This window comes from Mycolicibacterium wolinskyi (assembly GCF_002101965.1).
Taxonomy (GTDB): domain Bacteria; phylum Actinomycetota; class Actinomycetes; order Mycobacteriales; family Mycobacteriaceae; genus Mycobacterium; species Mycobacterium wolinskyi.
In genome coordinates this window covers 297772-318331 of the sequence record NZ_LQQA01000005.1, presented here as the reverse complement: position 1 = coordinate 318331, position 20560 = coordinate 297772, and the positions used below count along the sequence as shown (strand labels likewise).

The window sequence follows — 20560 nt, the reverse complement described above, 5'->3', positions numbered from 1 at the left end:
TGCCGGTAGTGGGCGAACCGGGGATCGAGCGGGAACTCGATTCCAAACCGTCCAGACATGGCCCCGCCCCCCTCGGTGGGGCCTTCGTCTATTCGGGGTGGATCAACCACAACCAGCCACGTATTCAGATGTCCTGTGTCGGAGCTGCGCGCCCCGGATGCATCAGATGGCCAGTGGCAGAGCCTCCTTCGCCACTTTCGGCTGATTCAACTTGCGGACCAACCGAGGTTTGCCCGCTGCCATCGACACGACGTCGCCCACAATCTGTCGGAGCGAGGTGTCGTGAAGATCGGCCAGTTCACTGACCCACGCCCACACCGGAGGTGGAAGCCGGGTCAATATTTCTTCGGTATTCCCATCATCGGGAAGCATGTGTAACGGCAGCTGCGGATCGTCGGCGCCGCGGACCAGACCGTCCAGTGTCTGCTGGTTGAGAGCAAGGACGAACTCGTCCATGTCAGCAGCAATTGAGACCAGGTCTGCGATGACCTGAGAAGCCCCGACCTTGTTGTGCGCGTTGGACACCTCGCGGACCCAGGCGGATACCTGAGTGGGCAGAAGCGCCCAGGTAGGGAACCTTTGACCCTTAGATGGCCTACCGCCACTAGAACGACGACGCGGCCGGCGGTCGGCATACCCAATTGTCTCCGTCATAAACGCCAACCTTTCCCCATAACTGTTATGAGAGGCGGGCGACACGCCGGGCCGAACACGATCAGAATTTCCGAGACCCCGGACATATCAATCACCACCACCGGACAAGGCGGCACCCACGACGAACACCAGCGCGGCCCGCGCCGAGTTGGACATGTCAGCGACCCCTATCCGGCACTGCGGCAGCCGGCAGCTGCCAGTAAGGGTCCTCAGGGTGAAGCTTGCGTTCGGTGGCTTGCGCGTACGGGCGGGCCACTAGCTCGTACGCGTCCCACGTCCAGCCGGGGACGGAGCCGATCAGGTCGCGTGCAGCGATCGCGACATACTCGTCACCGTGGCAGCATGATTCGGGAAACCAGGTGTTGCGTCCGGCCGCGGCCAGCGCGTCCCGCGCAGCTTCTACACCACCGCAGTAGGTAGCGCGCGAGTAGTCATCACCGCGGTACAGCCGCTCGCGTGGATCGCCGTAGTCCACGCCTTTCTCCTCCAGGACTCCATTGCGGGCGTCAACGATGTCGTCCTGAAACGCACCATCCTTCGAGCAGATTGAGCGCGGTGCGCAGCGGGGTTCCTGGCGCGCCGTAGGCGTCATCGGGGTGGTGAACGGCCCGAATTGTGCAGTCCCCGCCGGCCTCATCAGTGAGGGCGCCCTCCACGTCAGACACCAAAGTGGTGATTCCTAGACCATCGACAGTGAAAGAGCCGCCGCTGATTTCGACGTACAGCAGTACGCCCCGGTCATCATCATCGAGCCCGGCCGAATACTCCTCGTGTAGGTATCCCGGGCCTGCCACGGCGGGATCCCGTTCAGCTGACGGGATGATCAGGCCGAGCTGCTCGCGCGTGAGGCGTATCGAGTCGCCGATTGCCTTGACTTGAAGCTCGGTAACGAAGTCGGGCGTAAACACATCCTCATCGGCGGCGATAGCGTGCAGCCATCCGCCGTTGAAAGTTACGCACTCGCCCCGATCGTGAGTAGAAGCAACTGAGCCACCACGGTCGGTGTAGAGGGCGAGTGCTCGGCGGGCGTAGTCGGCCTGTTTCGCCGTGCTGTTGATTGTCATGTTTGTTCGGATCTCCAATCCTGTTCTCAGGGACTGCGTTACCGCGCATCTAGATGAAGAGATCGCTCCCCCTCTATCCGCTGAGTGCTACTCAGGCCTGGCCCTGGCGGCGAACACATCTGTATGTATGTCCTCGGCAGGCACAGTCAGGCCGTTGTTGCCTGACAGATTGTCGAGTTGCAGTGCTCCGTCCGCGCAGACGCAACGCACCCGGTACACGATGTGAAACCCCTTCTCAGCCTCCTCACGCAGCTCGACGAGATCACCGGCACGAAACGTGCGACCCCGAAAATCGTTCGGCTTCAAAGACCCCATCGATATGCTCCTAACCGACCTGGCGTTGCTGGCTAGATGACCGCGTGTGTTCCACCGCGAGCAGCGCCGCAGCCAATCCCAGGGCTTCTGCAGTCGACGGACCCTCGTCGTCCCAGTCATCAAGGTGAACGCTCACCTGATTCCAGCGGTCGAGGATGACCGACGATTCAGCAACATCCCACACCGACTCCTGGAACCGCGAAACATACGTCGGCTCAGGAAGTTTCACCACCACATACCCGGCGGCGCTGAGAGCGCGCAGGTGCGCTGCGATAGCCGCATCCGCCATCTGCAGATAGACCGCCTGAATGCAGTCGTGCAGCTCATCGAACGGCTCGGTCAACGGCATATCGGTATCGGCCTGGCGAATCGCCGCGGCGACCTCGTGGCGTTCCCGAGTGCTCAGGGCCCCGTCCGCTGGGCAGCCGCGGTCCTCAGTGAATGGGCCGTAACGTTCGATCGGCCGCAAGCCGAAGGTGGAGGCTTCATCGTCGTCTCCGGTTCGAATCCACCCGCCCAGCCAGTCGTAGTGCCACCGCGCATCGAACCTGTCACGCCATGCACGATCGCGATGCTCCGCACTCAGTGCTGAGACCCCCGATCCAATGGCCGTAGTCGCGGCTACGCTGTTCTCAATCCGTTCAGACATCTTTACCCCCTTGCAAAACAACGAGTTTCGGCTTCGGCAGCGTCGGTGATTGCACGACTTCGGCAGGGGTCATGTCTGGAGCCGCCCAGTGGTAGAGACGGGCCCAGTCGATATCGATGTAGCGGCGCAACACACCCCCGGCATTCGGCGCAGGCTCGGGCCGACCGTTCTGGTTCCACTGCTTGATTTGCTGTTGGATGCGCCAGTCGTCGTCGTGGTTGCGGTGGCGTGAGCAGTAGCCGTACGGTGTTCCCTCGCCAGTGAAGGGGTCGCGCTCGATTCCCCGGATGATGGCCCCCTTGCCGCAGAGGCCCTCGCGGCCGACCATCGGAGTGGTGCAGTACCCGGTCGGCTCGGGCGGTGCGTAGCGCGGGATGTCGTTGCGGATGACCTCGCGGACCCAGTGGCCGTCGCGGCCGGTCATGGCACAGACTTCCGAAAGCCAACGGCCTCGCTTGATCCGTCCTTCCGCTGACCCGTCGGTGATCATGTCGTGCATGATGGCGACGGTGCAGAGCGCGAACAGCTTCGCGTCGGCGTCCAGATCGGGATCATGGCAGATGGCGATCATCCGCTGATGCGAGCCCATGAGTGCCTTGAGGTCAGTGCTGGCCATCATGCACGCTCCGGGGTGCGGACCGTCCGGTCCAACTTCTGTCCCTGACTTGCGACCGCAACCTCAGTAGGTCCGGTGTGCTCGCTCATCGTGCCTCCCGGCGTTGTTCGGCTTCCTCCAGCTCAAGCAGCAGATCGTTGGCGACGTTGTCGAACGCAGCGACCGGCGTGCTGCCCATCGCCTTCTCCCAGCGAAAGATCCGGCCACGGCGTGTGGGGACCAAGCGGGCCGGCCGTGAGCTCGACGGCCGAATCTGGGAGCAGTATCCCGAGCCGGCGGTGGCCTAGCGATGAGCGATCGCATCTGGGAGGTGGAGATCAAGGTCCGGCGCCGAGCACGTTCGCGGCGACCGTGCCGGACAACGGTTTCCGGGCCACCACGATCGGCTCGAACGACGGCTTGAGAGCGGTACCCCAGCCCTGCCACTGCTTCGCAGCGTCGGTGGCCGGAGCGGTAATCGCCATGTCCACAGTGCCTTTGCGGGCATCGCGGAAGTTGTCGACCCCCTGATTGCCCCAGCCCGCGGCTTGTGCCTGAGGCATACGCGCGGCGACTGTGTCGATAACCTCACGCTCGGCACCGGCCGCCTTATCGATCGCCTTGGACACGTCGAGCGACTTCGGGAACCCGGACCCGTACAGCCACGCGATGGAGTCTCGGATCTCGAACCCGGCGTCCTCCACGGCCGCGGCCAGCCGGTGCCATGTGCGGGAGCCGCCGAACGCCACCATGTGGCCACCGGGCTTCAGAACCCGCAGACACTCGGACGCCCATGCGGTGCACCACTGTTGAAAGTTGAGCATTGCGGCCGGTGAGAGGTCGTAGCTTCCGGCGGCCATCGCATCGTGCGTCCCGCGCGAGTTCGCATGGCCACCGCGCGGTCGGCCGTCACCACGCTGCGAACCGAACTTACCGGGCTGGTCCCACTGCCGACCCATGAACGAAATGCCATAGGGCGGGTCGGTCACGACGGCGTCAACGCTGTTGTCCGGGAACAACCGTGGCTCGCGGTAGCCGAGATTCCAGTCGTACCCGTAGTCGTCGGAGCGAAGCACATCGAGGCAATCGCCGTGGTACAGGGTCACCTGGTCGTCGACGTAGTAGGGGGCGATCATGCCGCGGCCTCGGCCAACGACTCAGCGGCGCGCTCGCCCAGCCACCGTGCGATGCCCACCGGTACGGCGTTGCCGATCTGACGCTTCACCGGGGCGTGCCGATCCGGCAGCGGCCACTTGGTGCCGACGAACTCGTAACTGTCCGGGAAACCTTGGGCGCGTGCACACTCACGGTCTGTGAGAAGCCGGTGCCATTGCCGGCCGCTGCCATCAACCAGAGCAACAGCGTGATGGTTTCCGCCGGCGGTGACGGTGGCCAACGCGCGCCGATCAATACGGTGGGGTCGGGCATTGCGTCGGTAGGTCACCAGGTGCAGGACGTCACGGTCTTGGATCGCATCGATCTGTGGTGAAACGTAGAGACGCCGGGTAAGGAGCGACCCGGGATCAGGATCCACGATGGCATCGGCGTACCGTGGCGCGATCTTTGGCCTTGTCAGGTCGATATGCAGACCGTCAAGGGTCGCAACGATGAACAACCGAATTCGATGTTGTGAGTGACCAAAGTCCGCGGCATCCAACACCATCGTTTGCACGACATACCCGAGAGCGCGTAACCCATCCAGCCACCACGGGTACAGCGACCAGTCGGCAAACTCGGGCACGTTCTCCACGAACAGGATCGGGTACCGATGCACCTCGGCGGCTTCAATGACGGCGAACGCGGTAGCGCGGTCGATCGCGCCGGCGTCGGCGCGCAGGCGTTCTACGTGCGCTGGCGGGCGTTTGCGGCCGCCGCAGCGGGCATGCCACACGCACGACGGGCTGATCCAGGCCACTTGAGTGGAAGGGAATGTGCGCCAGTCGGTTTCGGACAGATCCGCGCACCGGTGCTCGGTGTCGGGATGGTTGAGCTGGTGGGTGGCGACGGCAACGGGGCTGTGGTTGGCGGCGATGACAATGTCCAGGCCGGCCTGGCGCAGACCTTCAGACGACCCGCCGGCGCCGCTGAACAGATCAGTGACAGTCGGGACGATACTCGGCCGGAGCTGGCCGGCCTCGACGGGTACGTGCGACGAGGGAATCATGCTCGTGCCCGCCTGGCTGTCTGCAACGTCTCACACGGATGAGTAACCCGTTCACCATTCTCGGTGCGGCATGTCATGCAGACATAGCTGTCCAATCCGCATGTGGCGCAGCATGTCCGGCCGTCATCACCGTCGAACAGATCGTGCTGATCGACAAAACACGCGTTGCGGGCCTCCAAAACCAGTGGTACCCGTCGATGCAGCGCGCACACCGCATCCAGCGCCCGGGCGCGCCGCTCGCTCTCGTCGACGACCCGCTTGACGTTCGGAGGGATCGTCAAATCTTCGGCCTCGCGGTTCAACCCGACCATCTCAGCGATGTCAGCGAGGTGGTCGCCAAGCACGACGGCAACAGTGGCCAGATGATCCGCGGTCTCTACGAGATCAGATGGATTCTGAGCGGCCAGTCTGCGTAGCCGCACCTCCCGCGGGTACGCACCGCGGTCAGCCAGGTAGTCGACAGGCGCCGTCACGACAGATCCTCTTCACGCGCCCCGCTGGTCGTTTCGTCCTGTGACGCAACTCGACTGGGTGGTAGAGCCCCCGTTTCCGATGGCGTCGACGCGACTCGCGGCCGCCGGTCAGCGCCCGCGTCGCCGGAGCTGGTGTCGTCGGCCGCACGCAACGCCCGCCGCAGCCTGCTCCAGTACGCGCTCTTTGTCAGCGGCGGATCATGCTTGGCGGCCAAGTCGGCCAAGGTGAGATCGGGGTGCTGCACGCGCAGTTCCAGCACGGCGCGCAACTCAGGAACCGTGGTCGCCGTCAACGCCAGCTGTGCCGCAGCGCATTGCCGACTGCGCCCGTTCTCAGAGCGCACGGTGTTGGCCGCAGTCACGGCAAGCCCGAGCTTTCGGAATCGGGCGGCCACAGCTTGCGGCGAAAGTCGGTACTTCCTGGCGATTTCGGCGATGGTCCGGCCAGATTCGTACTCGTGGTACATCCGGAGTGTGCGCCGACGGCGCTCCACGCGGGCCGACTTGCTCGCCGACCGTGTTCGCGATGGCGCCGGCGCAACCGCCCTTTTGCCCGCCGAGCTACCTGCAGCGGCCGCACGCACCGCCGGCACCGGAGCCGAAGCTGGTACCCCAATCCAGTCCTGCCGCGCGGTCATCGGTAGAGAATCCCTGCATCACGGTCAGCGGGCAGCGCGGCCTCAACCGTGGCCGCGGCCACGCCGACACCAACGATCATCGCCAGCTGCGCAGCCATGACTGTGATCGCCAGCCGCACGGCGTTCGCCGGAGTGATACTCGCGGCCTGACGTGTCATTGCGGTGCGGTTCATTTGTCTCGTCTCCTGGGTGAGGTAGCTGGAAGAACGGATAGTTCGAATCGAGTAGCGCTCGGCTAGCGCTGAATGACGGTCACCGGGAAGGCGTTTGGACTCTCAGCGGTCACATCTGACCAAGTGAAGCGCTGCGTGTCGGGGTCGGTGACCACGGCCCATGCATGCGCCACGTCGCTGGCGGTGCGCTCCTCATCGTCAGCGTGATCGGCCCCGTGTCGGCGGTCATATTCGTTGACCGCGGCCGCGAACTCTGCCTTGTCCCAGTGTCCGTAGCCGTAGACGCCGTTGCCGAACTCGTCTTCGATGAATGGCAAGGTGCGCTCGCTGGTGTGGTCGTGCATTTGGAAGTCCGCGGCGGTCAACGCCGGCCACGCGGTCTCGTCAACGGTCATCATGAAGGCCCCTCACATTGCCTCAGGTAGCGGGAATCGCAACGCCGGTGATTCAGCAATTGCCCAGTACGTGCGCGACTGAGCGGCGTGCTTGATCCGACGAATCTCACCGCGGCGTCGCAGCAACGCCAGATTTCGGTACACCGGCTCGGAAGGAAGATGGCCGAGGCCGTAGTGATCTAGCCGCGGTCGAATCTCAGACGCCGTCATAGCCCGACCCACCGACAAGATCTCCAACAAGGCGGCGCGAAGGGCCTCGGAAACATTCACAGGCGCTGGCGAATTCATGACTGAGACTCCAGCGTGTCTGCAGCCAGCAAGGCGCGCCGAAGCAGTGCGGAGTACTGATGCTTCGACAGCGGAGGTGTCATCGTCTCCCCGCATTTGCGCAGCGAGTAGGTCGGGTGATCGATGCGCTGCTGAAGCGCGTCGATCCAACGTTGGTGCGCGTGATCGCCGGATTCTTGCAGGACTTTGAGCGCACGCTGAGCCTGGTCGGCCTGCTCGCGGCCGGCGGCTTCGGAGCGCTGACGATTGGAGGCCAAGGCGGCCAGCTTGAGTCGTGTCTTCGGCATCTGCTCGGGTTTGGATGGAAGTAGCAAGGTCATCGTTTCGGTCTTCTCTCGGCGTGGCCGATGAGCACGGTTGGCGTCTGCATCACGCCACCACCCGCACCGCACGTACGAGCGCAACGGTCGCCTTGGCCAGCTCTGCGTTCTGTGCGACGTCCGCAGCTGCCGCTGCCTCCGCCGCCGCTGCGGCAGCCGAGGCTTCTTGGAAGATCCCAATGCGGCGGCCGGCCCCCGGGCGGCTGCCGACCCGCACAATGAGCCCGCGCCGTACAGCTGCCGAGATCGCCGACGCAATCATCGACGGGTCAAACCAGAACGCGAAATCCCAAATATCAAAGGGTTTTTCGGCCGCAATCAACTCCCGCAACCGGGAGTCGATCTCGTGGTCGGCCGACAGCTCCAGTCGTCGCACACCCGCCCGCTGCAGCCGCTTGACCAGACCAGCATCGGTCGTGCGGAGTTCATGCGCGATCGCGGCATCCGTCTTGCCGAATGATCGCAGCCACAAGTACTCGTCGAGGAAACGTTCAGTCTCGTCGACTTCGTCGCTGCAGTCGCCGACAAGGCCTTCAATGTCGCCGGTAGATGTCATTTTTCAAACCCGCCCAACTCGAATCGGTGAGCGGCTCGCGGGCCGCGACTCACAGGCGCCGATATGGCGCCTGGCTGGCCTCGTTTCGGATTTCTGTTCACGCCACCCCGTCCCTTAAGGCCCCCAGGGGACCAACTGAAAGTAGAATAGTCCGGAATAGGGCACCCTGTCTATGGTGTCCAACGTTTAAGTCTGACGAAGGGTATGGGTGATGGTTAGCGGTTATGAGACCGGGCGTCATCACGTGAGCCGCCGTGTTCTGCGGGGATTCAACGCTGAGCGGTTCACCGCCTTGCGCAAAAACAAGACGCCCATGATGGAGCTCGCCCGACTGTCGGGTGTCACTTCGTCGACCATTTATGGCTGGGAGGCCGGCACTTTCACCCCGCAGGTGGACAAGCTGGCCGCCGTGATGAAGATCCTTGGGGCCCCGATCGAACATGTCGTTGCGGTGCCGATCGACGAGCGCTACCCGGGCGATTGGCGGGTGCTGTGTGGGTTGACCCAGCCGCAACTGGCCGCGGCGGCGGGAATCGCTACCACCACCCTCAAGAAGATCGAACGTGGCGAGACGACCTTGACCAAGGACAAAGCAGAGAAGCTGAGCCACCTGCTGGGAACTCCGGTCGAAGAATATGAGGCGTCGTGGCGCCGTGCCCGTGAGCGTCCGCCGGGCGCGCCCGTGTGATGTTCGGTTGACCATCGTGCCGCCTACACCGCGACGCGAGACCGACGATTTCGCGTGGGTAGCTGCGTCCCGGTCGCAGCGACATGTTTCAGCCGTTTCAGCCGGTTCCGATAGGCGCTGCCTTTCGTCGCCTCGGGGATGTCCACCCCGGCCCACATGCCACTGAGCCGTTCGCTCGAATTCGCGGCCAAGCGCAGTGTGTTCGCGGCGCAGTCCTTGATCGCGGGGCATTGCCCACAGATCGCACGCCCCTCTTCAAGCAGCTCGGGTGCATGCCAGAGTTCGGGATCGTAGAGGCGGCACAACATGCGCTCTGTCCACGACTCTTCGGCGCTGCCGGCCGCGGTCAGCGGTAGGCACTCGGTCATTCGAACCCCTTCCCTAGTCGGCTAGCTATGTTCGGGAGGTTACCTAGGGAACTAGGGAACCGTCAACGGCGTGTGCGGGCACACACACGCCGTCGCCCGTCGGCGCCCGGCGGCACAAGCGACCGCCGATCGCGCACCGTCCTGCCGAAGGCCTCAGTGACTGGCTGTGACATGTCGTCCGTCCTCGACGTGTGCGGCCACGATGAACAGGCACAAAGAACTGAAGAAAGGCCCGGCCATGAGGTCCTCGATCCAGTTCTGGGTGGTCCTCGCCGGTAGGGCGCCATTGGCAATTGCGTGCTTGCAGACGTCGCGGAAGCCGAGAATCTTGTCTGCTTCCACCGCGTCCGTCCACAGCGCTACGACGGGATGCACCGCGTCGACGCTCAGGCCGGCCTCGCCGAGCATCCGCGGCAGCGCTCTGCCGATAGTCGCGTTGCGGATGGCCTGATCAACGAAGTGCTGCGTATAGGCACGGCTGAACGCGACGTCGGGGTGATCGATAGTCAGGGTCGCCCAGTCAGGCTCGATACAGACGATCGTGCCGTCGTGACGCAGAGTGCGGACGGCCTCAGAAAGAACGGTCGCCGGCGAATCCACATGCTGAAGTACTCGGTCGATGTGCACGCAGTCCACAGTCTGCGTCTTAAGCGGGAGCTGGTGAATGTCAGCGTTGGCCACCGACACCGTCGGTAGATGCCTCGTATGCGTGCCGGCGTGGGCCAGCAAGCGCTGGTCCTGGTCGATGCCGATGACTTTCCCTGTGCGGCCAGCGGCTTCGGCACACGCAGGAAGGTCCACGCCCGCACCGCATCCCAAGTCCACGACCACGCTGCCCTGGTTGATCCTGAGCAGGGACTTCGCGAAAGCCTTGTAGCTCTTCCCCGTCGGCGAATCCGCGATGTTCCGCAAATAGTCGCTGGGTGGCGCTACATCCAGCCACTCCCGATAATGGGGCCCGCCAGTCGCGACCATCGTGCGCCTCTCGTCAAAGGTGTGTGAACGGTATTCACCTGCGGCACACGATGATTCATCGAATACAGCTCGGTTGTGCGGATAACTGATCTCAGTGCCGTGAGCGACCTCGGCCGCGGGATCATACGGTTCGCCCCGACGATGACCAGCGCGAGAGCTCGGCGCAGGGACCATTGCCCCCGCGGTCTGCTCCTCGCGGGTCAGGCGGACAGGTCCGGCGGTGCTCATCGGACCCGGTGAACTCGGCACAAACCGACCGGCTGACCCGTTGCCGGCTCAGTTGGCCGACGCATCGTTGACGCCTTCTGGCTCGGAACGCCCCGATCGGTCGGGAGCTTGAGAAAGATGCGTCTTGAAGAACGCAAAGATACGGGCCCAAGCGTCTTCGGCCTCGGGCGCCGAATACGCCAGGCCGGCGAGATTCTCGACAACGCTGAACTGTGTCGGAAGACCCGACCTGTTCATGAAGCTATGCCCGACGGCCGGGTACTCCTTGATGTCGCGAGCCACGTCGCCCTTGGCCAACACGGCCTCCAGAGCGCTCGCCGAGCCAGCTCGTACGATCCGATCCTTGGCCCCGTAGCTAGCGACGATGGGGCATGAATTCTCCAACACATCAATGTTCTTGGGCGCCAACCCATATTGCGGCGCAGCAGCGTCAAAGACGCCGCGCGGCGCCATCTGCAGCACGAACCCGGCGCCCATGCAAAATCCAATGACCCCGACGCGGCCATTGCACCGCGGGATCCCGAGCAGATAATTGCGCGCCGCGACGATGTCGTCATAGGCATCACCGGTGTCGGCGAAGTGCGCCCGGACCGTGGCGATCACACACCGGGGCTTGGATCCGCGGCCGTAGAGGTCTGGCGCCAACGCGAGATACCCTTCGCTGGCGAGCCGATCGCTGATCCGCCGCAGATCGGCCGTCATGCCGCGCACATCTTGGATCACCACGACGCCAGGCCAAGGGCCGCCAGCCGTCGGCTGCGCCAAATACCCCGGCAAAGCGCCCGCAGGAGCGGGATAAGTGATGTTCGGCAACGCGCCACCCCAATCTGCTCGGTACCCACCGCAGGTCGCGCGACCGCCCCGGTCAAATGGTCGAGGCCGGGTCGCGGGTTTCGCCTGTTGGCCAACCCCCGGCGGCACTAGAACTATCCGCATGTATAGCTATACCCGATCAATGGATAGCTGTCTAATCCATTTGGATAGCTTTGGCAATCCAGCCGTATAGCTTTCCAAGCTGACTGTATTGTCGGTGCCCATGGATGGCTCCGTTTTTCAACGTCAGCCGGCACCGGTCCAGTTATCCAACGCAGACCGGATCCGAGACGCCGCACTGCGTTGCTTCGCCGCTCACGGCATCAGCGGAACCACCATGCGCACCATCGCCGAAGCCGCAGGAGTCTCACACGGCCTACTGCGACACCACTTCGGCAGCAAAGACGGACTGATCGAGGCCGTCGATGATCACGTTCTTCGCGTGTTCGGCGAAGCTCTGGAATCGAACCCTCTACCAGTGCCTGCAGCCCCGGCCGACGATTTCCGTTCGCTCGGCGGCCGATTCTCCAAGCTGATCCACGACCACCCGGACATCGTCGATTACGTAGGCCGCGCCCTCAGCGAGGGCAACGATATTGGTGTCGTGATCTTCGACGGCCTACTCAAGATCAGCGCCAGACAGCGCGAAACCTTCGCAGCTGCAGGGCTCACCAGGCCCGACCTCGACCAGGATTGGGCCGCACTCAACCCGCTGATACTGCGCCTCGGCGCGATCATGCTGCGCTCTCACATCGCCCGCCATATCGACGGTGCGTTCACCAAGCCCGCCGAGCTGCAGCGCTGGGACGCCAGTGTCACCGCGATGATCCGCCACGGCCAGTTCACAGCCGATCCTGCTGAGTACAGCTAGCGCAGACCAACGCGTGCTGGGATCGGCCCTCCCGGCACCATCGTGAACGGCACCGCCAATGGGAAATCATCCTCCAACGACACCAATTTCACGCGACGAGCTATCGAGGCCAACGCCAACGTCGCCTCCAGCATGGCGAAGTGATCACCGATGCACCCGCGGGGCCCGCCGCCGAAAGGTACGTACTGCCACCGGTCCCGCGCCTTCATCTTGTCCGGGGTGAACCGATCAGGATCGAACCGCAGAGGGTCCTCCCACAGAGTCGGGTCGCGCTGGACCGACATGCGGCCGAACACCAGCATGGTCCCCGCCTCGACCCGATATCCGTCGACCTCCACATCCTCGATCGCCATTCGCGTTCCGGTCGGCCCGGGCGGGCACAGCCGCAGGGCCTCCCGAAGTACCTGAACGGTGTATCCGAGCTGATCGACATCCCCAGGCCTCAGCAAGCGATCCCCGATCTGGGCGGCCTCAGCCGCCACTCGGTCCTGTACTTCCGGGTGGCGGCCCAACTGCCACAACGCGTAGGTCAGCGTCGTCGCTGTCGTGTCATGGCCGGCGAACAGGAAGATCACCAGCTCGTCGCGAATCTCGTCATCTGTGAGCGATTGCCCGGTCTCGGGATCCCGCGCAGCGATCAACGCCTGCACCAACGGTGCGTCCAGATCAGGATCGGCACGACAGGCACGCACAATCTCAGCGGCCAACCCCCGAATCGTGGCGGCCGCCTCCCGGGATCGCCGTCGCGCCGGCGTCGGCAGCCACGCCGGCGGCCGCAGAGGCTTCAGGGCCCGCCGAACCGCGTAACTGGTCGCCACCCGCAACGGCTCGGCCACCACATCCGCCCGCTCATCCAGATCAAGACCCAACACCGATCGGCCCAAAGCGCGCATCGTCAGCTGACGTGCTTCAGCGTCCAAACTGATCTGGGCGCCGTCAGTCCACGAGGACACCACCATCTCCGTGGCCTCGGCCATGTGGGCGCCGAAAGACTCCACCCGCTTCTTCGTGAACACCGGCTGCAGAGTGCGTCGCCGCGGTAGCCATTCCTCATGCGGCAACACAAATAAGTTGCCGCCAAGCAAACGCCGAAGCTCCCGACCCACACCGCTCGTCTTGTCGATCGAGCCGTCGCGCACACTCACGATGTCACGAATACCTTGAGGTGAAGTGGCTAAAACGATCGGCGGCATCAGCCAACGCGGACCGAGGCTGAACCGGGTGACGGGGCCACCGGCGTCCCGCAGGATGTCGGTGCCGGTGTGGAAGTTCCGCAAAGCATCACGCTTTTGCTTGTACGGCAACGGATTAATCGGAGCCAGTGGTAGATCCGCGACAGTTTGCTCACGCGTCGTCTCGGTCACGCGCACACCTCCCAAGAGTCGGACATAGTCTACGACTGAGTCTTTCGGCGCCCCGACGCCGAATAAGCGAAGGGACAGCATGCAGACCGCTTACAGCGCACAAGTTCTCGACCCAACCCGCCCGGGCGACAACGCCATTCTCGATCAGCTCCGCGCTGACCCCGACATTGATTTCCTCGACGACCACGACGCCCAGCTGGAAAGCCTGCGTGCACTTCGCCCTGCGCCGACTGACGAGCTGCTCGGCGAAGGCCGACGGTGGGCCTACTACCCCTGGCGACGCGCTGTCGTGGCCGTGCTCGGCCCACGTGGATTCCAGGCGTTGCGGCTGGACCGCAACCGCAACAACATCACCGCGGCAGAGCAAACCAAACTGAGCAGACTGACGATCGGCGTGGCCGGCCTCAGCGTGGGCCACGTCATCGCCCACACGTTGGCCGCCCAAGGGCTATGCGGCAAACTGCGACTGGCCGATTTCGACCATCTCGAACTGTCCAACCTCAACCGGGTGCCGGCCACGGTCTTCGACCTTGGAGTCAACAAAGCCGTTGTCGCTGCCCGCAGAATCGCCGAACTGGACCCCTATCTGCCCGTCGAGGTGCTCGACGCCGGCCTCAACGCCGAGACGCTCGACGACTTCGTCAAAGGCCTCGACATCGCGATCGAGGAATGCGATTCACTCGAAGTGAAAGCCCGGCTACGCGTCGCTGCCCGCGACCTGCAGATCCCCGTACTCATGGCCACCAGCGACCGCGGCATCATCGACGTCGAACGCTTCGACCGAGATCCCGGGCGCCCCATCCTGCACGGGCTGCTCGGCCAACTCGACATCGACCTTCTCCCGGGTATGACCAGCCGCGAGAAGATCCCCCACGTCCTGCGGCATCTGGAAGCCGAACGCCTATCCCCCAGCACAGCCGCATCACTCATCGAAATCGACCGAACCCTGTCCACGTGGCCGCAACTAGCGTCCGACGTCATCATCGGGGCGGCCGCGATCGCCGAAGCTGTCCGCAGAATCGGCCTCGGCGAAGAACTCCGATCCGGCCGCAGCCGCATCGACGTCAACTGGGCCCTGGGCCAGATCCACGAGCCCGACATGGCGCATCGATACGAAACAACCCTCGACGAGCCAAACACTCCGCAGGCTCTCAACGGCGACCCGCTCGAACGCCTCGCCACGGCCGCGATGCGGGCCCCGTCCGGCGGCAACACTCAGCCCTGGCAGATCCAGATCACCGAAGACTCCATCACCGTCGGTATCGATCCGCAACACACGTCGACCATGGATATCGAATTCCGCGGCAGCGCCGTCGCAATCGGGGCAGCACTGCTGAACATCAAGATCGCCGCCGCCGAACACCACGTGCTCGGGCCTGTCACCATCACCGACGCCGGCAGCGCGCCGCTGCAGGCCACCATGCGCACCGCCACCGGTGGCACAGACTCAACGCTCGCGCGCCTCTACAAGCCCATGCTGGACCGCGAATCCAACCGTCACCACGGCACGCCCAAGCCGCTCGACGACGCCACAATCACCCGTCTCACCGACACGGCCGAACAGCACGGGGCCCGCCTGCGGCTGCTCACCCAGCGAGACGACATCGCCCAAGCGGCGACCATCCTCGCCGCAGCCGACCGGGTCCGGTTCCTGACCCCCCACCTGCATCGAGAGATGATCTCCGAACTGCGCTGGCCAGGTGATCCAGACCCCGACACGGGCATCGACGTACGAAGCCTCGAATTCGATCCCGGCGAGATGGCAGTCCTTGACGTCCTTCGCCGACCCGACGTCATGGCGCACCTAGCCGAGTGGGGCGCCGGATCCGCACTCGGCGACGACATGCGAGACCGCGTCCTGGCCAGCTCAGCTCTGGCCGTCGTCACCGTGGCAGGAAACGACCTGCGGGCCTACGCAACCGGCGGATCGGCAGTCGAAGCCGTGTGGATCGCAGCTCAACAACAAGGCTTCGGTGTCCAGCCGGTGTCGCCGGTCTTCCTCTACGCGCACACCACAGCCGAACTCGAGGAGCTCTCCACAACCTTCGCGGCCGAATTAGGTGAATTACAAAGCGAATTCAACGATCTGACGAAACTGCAGCCAGGTGAATCGATCGCCCTGATCCTGCGGCTAGCGGTCGCGCCGCCGGCATCGCTTCCGAGCCGCCGCAACATCACTCGGATACAGACCAGCGCAACGGCAAAACCGCACCCACTCTCAAGGGGGCCCTGGTGATCAACGAACCACACGAGGAATCCTCAGCGAAGAGGTTCCTGGTCCAGGCCGTCGTTGACCTGGAAGTACTCGCAGAAGATCAGCACGCCGCCACCACCGCGGCGTCAACGGCGATCCGCTCAACCATCATCCACGGCGCCCGACGTCTGGACCACTCGATCCGCAGCGTCGAGGAGTATCGGCGCACCGCGTTGCCGAGTGATGATCCTCCCGTCAATGTTGCGGAGGATCGGAGCTAATTGGCCGCGATCGCAGCGGATTGCGACAGACACAGCGAATACTGGGTTCGCGAGGTCCTGCGTCAACGCGAGATCTTGGCAAAGGCGCCCCCACGACCCCTTCAATCCATGGGTGAGGAGCGACCTGCGCAGGGCCTCGCCCATCCATGTCGCGCCCGCTGTGAGCCCGGCGTAATCGCCAGCTGCATACTGCAAAACAGGACGTGCCATACTGTAGTAGCAGATGTCATCATCGCTGATGGCACTTAGTGTCTACCCCTATGGAAGACGGAACGTCTTGCAGTGATGAAGATCAGGTCCGAGCTGCTGCTCTCGACGCAGCGCGGCGAATCGCCAGCAACCGCATCACGAACCGTCTCACCGCGGCCGGCATGACACCCCCAGGCGACGCCGAACACATCACCGCGGTGCTGCTCGCCGCAGATTCAACCGACCCCCAGTGGGGCGCACTATCGGCATACCGACTCAACTGGTCCCTCGATGTGCTCTCCCTCGTATCCAACGCCCTTGTTGAACGCCGCCGCCAGCGCATCCGAACACCCGACGTCGACGCGGTAGCAGCCGCCCTCGAAGCCGGCGCAACGTGGAAACAGATCGGCGAAGCCGTCGGCTCGATGCCCGCCGTCGCTCACGGCCGATACCGCCAGCGCCTCTGACGACGACGCGTGCCAGCGAAAAGACAACGGGAAAGGAAGCAATGCATCCAGGAACACCTTCCTCGGTTCCGGCACCACTGCTGGTATACGCGGTCGCGAAACGCACGGACGCCACCCTGCAGCCGCTGCCAGGAAGCACCGTCACGCTGCTTCGCCGTGCCGCGGAGTCCGAGCTCGCCGAATCCGACGATGAAGACGCAGTCCTCGTTGAACAACGAATTCTCCCCTGGGGACCGGCGAGCGACGTCGACGAGCGGCGCACAGCAATGTACGAGTACACCGTTGGCTACAGCCACGGCGAGCAGCTCGCCACCTGGGGCTTCGCTATCTCCACCGACCGTTCAGCCATAGAGAACGATCTCGCAAGCGTGCAAGACGCCATCGATGAGTCCAACGCCCACGAACAGTTCGACGTCCTGATGCGCGAACGCCCCGTTCTCCCTTGGTACATCGCGCGTCCCAGGGCCGCGAAACTGCTCTGATTCGACCCGGTACGCACCTCGCGCCGCAAGCGCGAAGGCCGCTACGCTGCAACCCATGTCAGACGTCATGGATTGGGACTCCGCCTACCACGGGCACATCTTCGCCGGGCCGCCCCCATGGAACATCGGCAAACCCCAACCCGTCATCGCCAAACTCATCACCGACGGCAAGATCCAGTCCCCCGTCCTCGACGCGGGCTGCGGCGTAGGCGATCTCACCCTCGCGCTCGCCGAAGCCGGACACGCCGTCACCGGCATCGACATCTCCGCCGTCGCCATCGCCCAGGCCACCGAGCAGGCGAAACAACGTCAAACCAATGCGCGGCTCATTCAAGGCGATGCGCGTGACGTCGCCGCGCTCGGCCTGGACGAACCTCAACTCAACACCGTCATCGACTGCACCCTTTTCCATTCGCTGCCGCTCGACGCCCGCGACGACTATCTGCGGGGCATCTACGCCGCGGCCAACCCCGGCGCCCGCTTCTACCTCCTGGTATTCACCACCGACGCCCTACCGGCCGACTCACCGTGCCCGGTGCCGAACCTCGTGACCGAGGCCGAAGTGCGCGACGCCGTGGCAAAACACTGGACCATCGACGCCATCGAGCCGTCCCATGTCGCGGTCCGGCTCCCTGACATCCCCAACCTCCCCGAACACAACTTCCGCACAGACGAAGACGGACTCACCTACCTGCCGGCCTTGCTCCTGTCCGCGCACAAGCCACAGACCTAACAACGAGGCAAGACCGTCCACAGCAGCCCAAGCGCGCGCCTCACGACTGACCTGGGCCAAAGTGTCAGTGGCCTGTGCCAGCATTCCTCTATGACGACCTCAGACGGCAACAAGCAGGCACGATGGGCTGTCGTCGACGTCGAAACCAGCGGAACCGACCCCAACACAAGCCGAGTAATCAGCGTCGCCGCGCTGGCCATCACCGACAGCTCCACAGGCGTTTAGTCTCTCTGCCCCCTCTTCGGTCACGATCATCCGGGAACCCGACGGGCATTTCTACGCCAGCTTCGTCGTCGACGCCACGGCCACACCGCTGCCCGTGGTCGACCGGGAAGCCGGCGTGGATGTCGGGATCGCTCGCCTGGCCACGGTCGCCACCACCGACGGCCATCGAATCGACGTCGCCAACCCGAAGCATCTGGGCCGCAAACTACGCAAGTTGCGCCGGCGCAAGGTCGCAATCGCTCACAATGAGGTGGCCCGGGCGCGGCGGGACTATCACCACAAGCAAGGCTTTGGCGTTGGTTCGCGAGAATCAAGTGATCCAAGCCTAAGCATCACGGCTGTCACCGAATAAACAAACAGCCGCCCAGCACGCTGCCAACGATCAACAGCGCTGCAAGTGACCGGGTTCTTGGGCGCAAGCCTCGGACTTTAGTCCGGGGTGAGCCCATCCCGTGTGTCGCCGGGTATAGCCCGGCGGTCAGAGTGGCCGGGCTTGTCCGTCGATGTACTGCTTGATGATCGACAGTGGTGCACCTCCGCAGGAGACGGCGAAGTAGGACGGCGACCAGAGGTGCCCGCGCATTCGCGCACGGACACAGGCGCCGGTGAATTCGCGGCGGACCGGCGTCGACGGCAGCTCGCGTGACCAGCGCACCGCGACGTCGCCGACCTTGGCCACGAACAACCGGCCGTTGTCGCGGATCGAGAAGCCGTTGCGAGTGAGCCGGAACGACTGTCGGTGATCCTTGCGGGATTTAAACCGTGGGCGCCCCACCCTGCGGCCCTTGCGTTTCCCGGTGGCCGAGTCGAAGAAGTTGCGCCATGCCCGTCGGGAATCGTTGACCGACTGCACCAACGCGACACTGGGCACTTCGGCCAGCCAGGCCCGTTCCTCGGTGGTCTTGGCCGCGGTGATGACCCGGCGTTGAATCTCGCTGTCGGACAGCTTCACCCCGGCCCGGTAGGCCTCATCCCGGACCCGCAACGCGTCGTTGAACACCACCCGCGTGCATCCGAACACCCGCGCCAACATCTCCTGCTGGGCCGGTGTCGGTTCAATGCGATACCGATAACGCATCTGCACACCCACGACTGTAAAGGCCACCTGTGACAACACAGTCCTACCGAAGCGCCCGCCACAGCGTGTCCTTGCTCCACGCCCACCTGGTGTTCGTGACCAAATACCGCCGTGCGGTCTTCACCGATGACATGCTCACCTTCACCCAACACACCATGCGCGGCGTGGGCGACGAGCTCGGCGCCGATCTAGTCGAGTTCAACGGTGAAGCCGACCACGTCCACCTCTTGGTCGCTTACCCGCCCGCGCTGGCGATCTCGACTCTGGAGGTCGCACCGCTTACGCGCCCGTGTAAGACCGCAACTCGTTGCGGCAGTGGGCGTTGAAACAGGAAGCACCCCAACAGCGGCGTAAGCCGCCAACGGGAATCCTCGGGACTTCAGTCCGGGGAGCACGTCAAGCGGGCAGTAGGACGTCTCGGCGGCCATTGGCCAAACGTCACTCATTGCGACCGAAATGTAGTCGCCGACCGTGTACCAGGTGTTGTCCTTTGCGACCCCGGGAATACCAGCCGGTGATGTTGTCGACAAACTCGATCGGATAGTGGTGGTGTCGCCCAGCGCTGGTGCGGTGTGCGGCCGACACGGCCAGGTGCACATCATGAGCCCGGCCGAGAAGAGCAATGCGCATCAACTCGGGAAGGTTCCAGGGCACATCTGGGCCGATCGCTAACAGGACGTGCGGCTGTCCCGGCATGTTCCGCGGCGTCTGGTGCCGTGCGCGACGCGTGAGGACATCAGAAACCGCGGCCACCACCGAGGCGTCGCGGCGAACGCGTTCAGCGATGTACCACTGCCAGCCAGCGGCCTTCACCGCAGTCCGCAGTTGGGCGATGTCCGACGACCACGACGGGATCCAGGTGTGGGCCGGTCCGGCTTGCGCCGCGGTGCGAGGAGACCAGGCCTGCAATGCCGACGCTCGTACGCTCAATGCTGTGGCCACGGCGGCGGATCGAGCGGCCTGACGCCCTGCGGGCTGACCTGATAACGGACTGTGCCGACACCGGCCGGCGCCGCCAACGGTTCCTCTCCGAGCAGCCATCGGTACTCCACGGTGACCACGTCACCGGTGACGTCGAGCACCCGCGTGTACGGGCGTGGATCTGCGGTAGCGGTCCCGACATACACACCGCGGTGAAACAGCAGCAGATGCTCCGGACTCGACACGGTGCCCTGCGCGATAAGCGCCAGCGCCCACGTGATCTCGCCATGCTGCTCACTGCGGCCGACCGACCAGGTGTGCACACCCCACAGCGGCGGAACCATCCTCACGGCCGCGTCCAAATCGGTTGCTGCGTGCGTCATTCCATGCCTCCGTTGT

General features: G+C 64.2%; 30 protein-coding genes and 2 pseudogenes. 11 read left to right on the top strand and 21 right to left on the bottom strand.

The window, feature by feature from the left end; translation table 11 throughout:
* Positions 1 to 162 precede the first annotated feature (162 nt).
* The 8 genes from AWC31_RS37075 to AWC31_RS03475 form a co-directional block, all read right to left on the bottom strand.
* The gene (locus AWC31_RS37075; RefSeq protein ID WP_165765902.1) at positions 163 to 525 is read right to left on the bottom strand and encodes a hypothetical protein; all 363 of its coding nucleotides are present in this window, start codon (positions 523 to 525) and stop codon (positions 163 to 165) included.
* Between the two features lie 286 nt (positions 526 to 811).
* Entirely contained in the window at positions 812 to 1129 is a 318-nt protein-coding gene (locus AWC31_RS03505) for a hypothetical protein (protein WP_085142739.1), read from the bottom strand.
* Positions 1130 to 1160: 31 nt separating this feature from the next.
* Positions 1161 to 1718, bottom strand: coding sequence for a hypothetical protein (locus AWC31_RS03500; protein WP_085142737.1), 558 nt, complete (start codon positions 1716 to 1718; stop codon positions 1161 to 1163).
* A gap of 87 nt (positions 1719 to 1805) precedes the next feature.
* Entirely contained in the window at positions 1806 to 2033 is a 228-nt protein-coding gene (locus AWC31_RS03495) for a hypothetical protein (RefSeq protein ID WP_085142735.1), read from the bottom strand.
* A 10-nt stretch (positions 2034 to 2043) separates the two neighbouring features.
* On the bottom strand, positions 2044 to 2682 hold the full coding sequence (locus AWC31_RS37630; RefSeq protein ID WP_207626284.1) for a helix-turn-helix domain-containing protein: 639 nt from the start codon (positions 2680 to 2682) through the stop codon (positions 2044 to 2046).
* A complete protein-coding gene (locus tag AWC31_RS03485; RefSeq protein WP_085142733.1) occupies positions 2675 to 3301 on the bottom strand; it encodes a hypothetical protein in 627 nt (208 codons plus the stop codon). Before AWC31_RS03485 ends, AWC31_RS37630 begins: the two co-directional genes overlap by 8 nt.
* A 314-nt stretch (positions 3302 to 3615) precedes the next feature.
* Entirely contained in the window at positions 3616 to 4413 is a 798-nt protein-coding gene (locus AWC31_RS03480) for a DNA methyltransferase (RefSeq protein WP_207626283.1), read from the bottom strand.
* Positions 4410 to 5441, bottom strand: a complete 1032-nt coding sequence (locus tag AWC31_RS03475; RefSeq protein ID WP_085142731.1) for a DNA cytosine methyltransferase — start codon at positions 5439 to 5441, stop codon at positions 4410 to 4412. The genes AWC31_RS03480 and AWC31_RS03475 overlap by 4 nt, the downstream gene beginning before the upstream one ends.
* A gap of 38 nt (positions 5442 to 5479) precedes the next feature.
* On the opposite strand from AWC31_RS03475, the gene AWC31_RS03470 reads away from it, so the two are divergent.
* A complete protein-coding gene (locus AWC31_RS03470; protein ID WP_085142729.1) occupies positions 5480 to 5857 on the top strand; it encodes a hypothetical protein in 378 nt (125 codons plus the stop codon).
* A gap of 53 nt (positions 5858 to 5910) precedes the next feature.
* On the opposite strand, the gene AWC31_RS03465 is transcribed toward AWC31_RS03470, so the two are convergent.
* From AWC31_RS03465 to AWC31_RS03450, 5 genes are all read right to left on the bottom strand, one after another.
* Positions 5911 to 6552: a helix-turn-helix domain-containing protein gene (locus AWC31_RS03465; protein ID WP_085142727.1), complete on the bottom strand. Its 642-nt coding sequence runs from the start codon at positions 6550 to 6552 to the stop codon at positions 5911 to 5913.
* Positions 6549 to 6725 carry a hypothetical protein gene (locus AWC31_RS37305; RefSeq protein ID WP_165765901.1) on the bottom strand — a complete coding sequence of 59 codons (177 nt, stop codon included), beginning with the start codon at positions 6723 to 6725 and terminating at the stop codon, positions 6549 to 6551. The genes AWC31_RS03465 and AWC31_RS37305 overlap by 4 nt, the downstream gene beginning before the upstream one ends.
* A 62-nt stretch (positions 6726 to 6787) precedes the next feature.
* Entirely contained in the window at positions 6788 to 7123 is a 336-nt protein-coding gene (locus AWC31_RS03460) for a hypothetical protein (RefSeq protein WP_085142725.1), read from the bottom strand.
* Positions 7124 to 7404: 281 nt separating this feature from the next.
* The gene (locus AWC31_RS03455; RefSeq protein ID WP_234816703.1) at positions 7405 to 7728 is read right to left on the bottom strand and encodes a helix-turn-helix domain-containing protein; all 324 of its coding nucleotides are present in this window, start codon (positions 7726 to 7728) and stop codon (positions 7405 to 7407) included.
* Positions 7729 to 7777: 49 nt separating this feature from the next.
* Positions 7778 to 8284: a hypothetical protein gene (locus tag AWC31_RS03450; protein WP_085142723.1), complete on the bottom strand. Its 507-nt coding sequence runs from the start codon at positions 8282 to 8284 to the stop codon at positions 7778 to 7780.
* Positions 8285 to 8528: 244 nt separating this feature from the next.
* Here AWC31_RS03450 and AWC31_RS03445 point away from each other — a divergent pair, with 244 nt between their 5' ends.
* Entirely contained in the window at positions 8529 to 8972 is a 444-nt protein-coding gene (locus AWC31_RS03445; RefSeq protein ID WP_234816702.1) for a helix-turn-helix domain-containing protein, read from the top strand.
* Between the two features lie 23 nt (positions 8973 to 8995).
* Here AWC31_RS03445 and AWC31_RS03440 read toward each other — a convergent pair whose 3' ends face one another.
* The 3 genes from AWC31_RS03440 to AWC31_RS03430 all read right to left on the bottom strand — a co-directional run bounded on the left by AWC31_RS03440 (position 8996) and on the right by AWC31_RS03430 (position 11308).
* Complete coding sequence (locus tag AWC31_RS03440) at positions 8996 to 9340, bottom strand: WhiB family transcriptional regulator (protein ID WP_085142719.1); 345 nt, start codon at positions 9338 to 9340, stop codon at positions 8996 to 8998.
* A 153-nt stretch (positions 9341 to 9493) separates the two neighbouring features.
* Positions 9494 to 10315 carry a methyltransferase domain-containing protein gene (locus AWC31_RS03435; protein ID WP_165765900.1) on the bottom strand — a complete coding sequence of 274 codons (822 nt, stop codon included), beginning with the start codon at positions 10313 to 10315 and terminating at the stop codon, positions 9494 to 9496.
* A gap of 276 nt (positions 10316 to 10591) precedes the next feature.
* Positions 10592 to 11308, bottom strand: a complete 717-nt coding sequence (locus tag AWC31_RS03430; RefSeq protein WP_234816712.1) for a dienelactone hydrolase family protein — start codon at positions 11306 to 11308, stop codon at positions 10592 to 10594.
* Positions 11309 to 11579: 271 nt separating this feature from the next.
* Between AWC31_RS03430 and AWC31_RS03425 the strand changes: the two genes are divergently transcribed.
* Complete coding sequence (locus tag AWC31_RS03425) at positions 11580 to 12227, top strand: TetR/AcrR family transcriptional regulator (protein ID WP_085142713.1); 648 nt, start codon at positions 11580 to 11582, stop codon at positions 12225 to 12227.
* On the opposite strand, the gene AWC31_RS03420 is transcribed toward AWC31_RS03425, so the two are convergent.
* Entirely contained in the window at positions 12224 to 13591 is a 1368-nt protein-coding gene (locus AWC31_RS03420) for a cytochrome P450 (protein ID WP_234816701.1), read from the bottom strand. The genes AWC31_RS03425 and AWC31_RS03420 overlap by 4 nt on opposite strands.
* A gap of 79 nt (positions 13592 to 13670) precedes the next feature.
* Here AWC31_RS03420 and AWC31_RS03415 point away from each other — a divergent pair, with 79 nt between their 5' ends.
* The 7 genes from AWC31_RS03415 to AWC31_RS03390 all read left to right on the top strand — a co-directional run bounded on the left by AWC31_RS03415 (position 13671) and on the right by AWC31_RS03390 (position 18514).
* Entirely contained in the window at positions 13671 to 15827 is a 2157-nt protein-coding gene (locus AWC31_RS03415) for an Rv1355c family protein (RefSeq protein ID WP_085142709.1), read from the top strand.
* Entirely contained in the window at positions 15824 to 16066 is a 243-nt protein-coding gene (locus AWC31_RS03410; protein ID WP_085142707.1) for a hypothetical protein, read from the top strand. Before AWC31_RS03415 ends, AWC31_RS03410 begins: the two co-directional genes overlap by 4 nt.
* Before the next feature lie 371 nt (positions 16067 to 16437).
* Entirely contained in the window at positions 16438 to 16722 is a 285-nt protein-coding gene (locus AWC31_RS03405; RefSeq protein ID WP_133060094.1) for a hypothetical protein, read from the top strand.
* Between the two features lie 41 nt (positions 16723 to 16763).
* Positions 16764 to 17204, top strand: a complete 441-nt coding sequence (locus AWC31_RS03400; RefSeq protein ID WP_085142703.1) for a hypothetical protein — start codon at positions 16764 to 16766, stop codon at positions 17202 to 17204.
* A 55-nt stretch (positions 17205 to 17259) separates the two neighbouring features.
* On the top strand, positions 17260 to 17937 hold the full coding sequence (locus AWC31_RS03395; RefSeq protein ID WP_234816700.1) for a class I SAM-dependent methyltransferase: 678 nt from the start codon (positions 17260 to 17262) through the stop codon (positions 17935 to 17937).
* Positions 17938 to 18027: 90 nt separating this feature from the next.
* Complete coding sequence (locus AWC31_RS38120) at positions 18028 to 18162, top strand: hypothetical protein (protein WP_264051413.1); 135 nt, start codon at positions 18028 to 18030, stop codon at positions 18160 to 18162.
* Between the two features lie 94 nt (positions 18163 to 18256).
* Positions 18257 to 18514, top strand: coding sequence for a transposase (locus tag AWC31_RS03390; protein ID WP_234816699.1), 258 nt, complete (start codon positions 18257 to 18259; stop codon positions 18512 to 18514).
* 126 nt (positions 18515 to 18640) lie between these two features.
* On the opposite strand, the gene AWC31_RS38200 is transcribed toward AWC31_RS03390, so the two are convergent.
* Together AWC31_RS38200 and AWC31_RS38110 are read right to left on the bottom strand one after the other, a co-directional pair.
* Positions 18641 to 19114 carry a transposase gene (locus AWC31_RS38200; RefSeq protein WP_337360652.1) on the bottom strand — a complete coding sequence of 158 codons (474 nt, stop codon included), beginning with the start codon at positions 19112 to 19114 and terminating at the stop codon, positions 18641 to 18643.
* Positions 19115 to 19126: 12 nt separating this feature from the next.
* Positions 19127 to 19240, bottom strand: a pseudogene (locus AWC31_RS38110) (helix-turn-helix domain-containing protein); the annotation flags it as partial.
* Positions 19241 to 19269: 29 nt separating this feature from the next.
* Here AWC31_RS38110 and tnpA point away from each other — a divergent pair.
* Positions 19270 to 19506 (top strand): annotated as a pseudogene (tnpA, locus tag AWC31_RS03380) (IS200/IS605 family transposase); the annotation flags it as partial.
* Between the two features lie 172 nt (positions 19507 to 19678).
* Here tnpA and AWC31_RS03375 read toward each other — a convergent pair.
* On the bottom strand, positions 19679 to 20182 hold the full coding sequence (locus tag AWC31_RS03375; RefSeq protein WP_133060093.1) for a hypothetical protein: 504 nt from the start codon (positions 20180 to 20182) through the stop codon (positions 19679 to 19681).
* The gene (locus AWC31_RS03370) at positions 20167 to 20544 is read right to left on the bottom strand and encodes an LppP/LprE family lipoprotein (protein ID WP_085142695.1); all 378 of its coding nucleotides are present in this window, start codon (positions 20542 to 20544) and stop codon (positions 20167 to 20169) included. The genes AWC31_RS03375 and AWC31_RS03370 overlap by 16 nt, the downstream gene beginning before the upstream one ends.
* Positions 20545 to 20560 lie beyond the last annotated feature (16 nt).

Excerpts from the sequence above, each read along its gene's own strand:
- AWC31_RS37630 (WP_207626284.1), bottom strand. The coding sequence starts at position 2,682 with ATGTCTGAACGGATTGAGAACAGCGTAGCCGCGACTACGGCCATTGGA.
- AWC31_RS03405 (WP_133060094.1), top strand. The coding sequence starts at position 16,438 with ATGACACCCCCAGGCGACGCCGAACACATCACCGCGGTGCTGCTCGCC.
- AWC31_RS03400 (WP_085142703.1), top strand. The coding sequence starts at position 16,764 with ATGCATCCAGGAACACCTTCCTCGGTTCCGGCACCACTGCTGGTATAC.
- AWC31_RS03485 (WP_085142733.1), bottom strand. The coding sequence starts at position 3,301 with ATGATGGCCAGCACTGACCTCAAGGCACTCATGGGCTCGCATCAGCGG.
- AWC31_RS03495 (WP_085142735.1), bottom strand. The coding sequence starts at position 2,033 with ATGGGGTCTTTGAAGCCGAACGATTTTCGGGGTCGCACGTTTCGTGCC.
- AWC31_RS03475 (WP_085142731.1), bottom strand. The coding sequence starts at position 5,441 with ATGATTCCCTCGTCGCACGTACCCGTCGAGGCCGGCCAGCTCCGGCCG.
- AWC31_RS03425 (WP_085142713.1), top strand. The coding sequence starts at position 11,580 with ATGGATGGCTCCGTTTTTCAACGTCAGCCGGCACCGGTCCAGTTATCC.
- AWC31_RS03395 (WP_234816700.1), top strand. The coding sequence starts at position 17,260 with ATGTCAGACGTCATGGATTGGGACTCCGCCTACCACGGGCACATCTTC.
- AWC31_RS03440 (WP_085142719.1), bottom strand. The coding sequence starts at position 9,340 with ATGACCGAGTGCCTACCGCTGACCGCGGCCGGCAGCGCCGAAGAGTCG.
- AWC31_RS03455 (WP_234816703.1), bottom strand. The coding sequence starts at position 7,728 with ATGACCTTGCTACTTCCATCCAAACCCGAGCAGATGCCGAAGACACGA.
- AWC31_RS03500 (WP_085142737.1), bottom strand. The coding sequence starts at position 1,718 with ATGACAATCAACAGCACGGCGAAACAGGCCGACTACGCCCGCCGAGCA.
- AWC31_RS03435 (WP_165765900.1), bottom strand. The coding sequence starts at position 10,315 with ATGGTCGCGACTGGCGGGCCCCATTATCGGGAGTGGCTGGATGTAGCG.
- AWC31_RS37305 (WP_165765901.1), bottom strand. The coding sequence starts at position 6,725 with ATGAACCGCACCGCAATGACACGTCAGGCCGCGAGTATCACTCCGGCG.
- AWC31_RS03460 (WP_085142725.1), bottom strand. The coding sequence starts at position 7,123 with ATGATGACCGTTGACGAGACCGCGTGGCCGGCGTTGACCGCCGCGGAC.
- AWC31_RS03370 (WP_085142695.1), bottom strand. The coding sequence starts at position 20,544 with ATGACGCACGCAGCAACCGATTTGGACGCGGCCGTGAGGATGGTTCCG.
- AWC31_RS03480 (WP_207626283.1), bottom strand. The coding sequence starts at position 4,413 with ATGATCGCCCCCTACTACGTCGACGACCAGGTGACCCTGTACCACGGC.
- AWC31_RS38120 (WP_264051413.1), top strand. The coding sequence starts at position 18,028 with ATGACGACCTCAGACGGCAACAAGCAGGCACGATGGGCTGTCGTCGAC.
- AWC31_RS03450 (WP_085142723.1), bottom strand. The coding sequence starts at position 8,284 with ATGACATCTACCGGCGACATTGAAGGCCTTGTCGGCGACTGCAGCGAC.
- AWC31_RS03415 (WP_085142709.1), top strand. The coding sequence starts at position 13,671 with ATGCAGACCGCTTACAGCGCACAAGTTCTCGACCCAACCCGCCCGGGC.
- AWC31_RS03470 (WP_085142729.1), top strand. The coding sequence starts at position 5,480 with ATGAGTAACCCGTTCACCATTCTCGGTGCGGCATGTCATGCAGACATA.
- AWC31_RS03465 (WP_085142727.1), bottom strand. The coding sequence starts at position 6,552 with ATGACCGCGCGGCAGGACTGGATTGGGGTACCAGCTTCGGCTCCGGTG.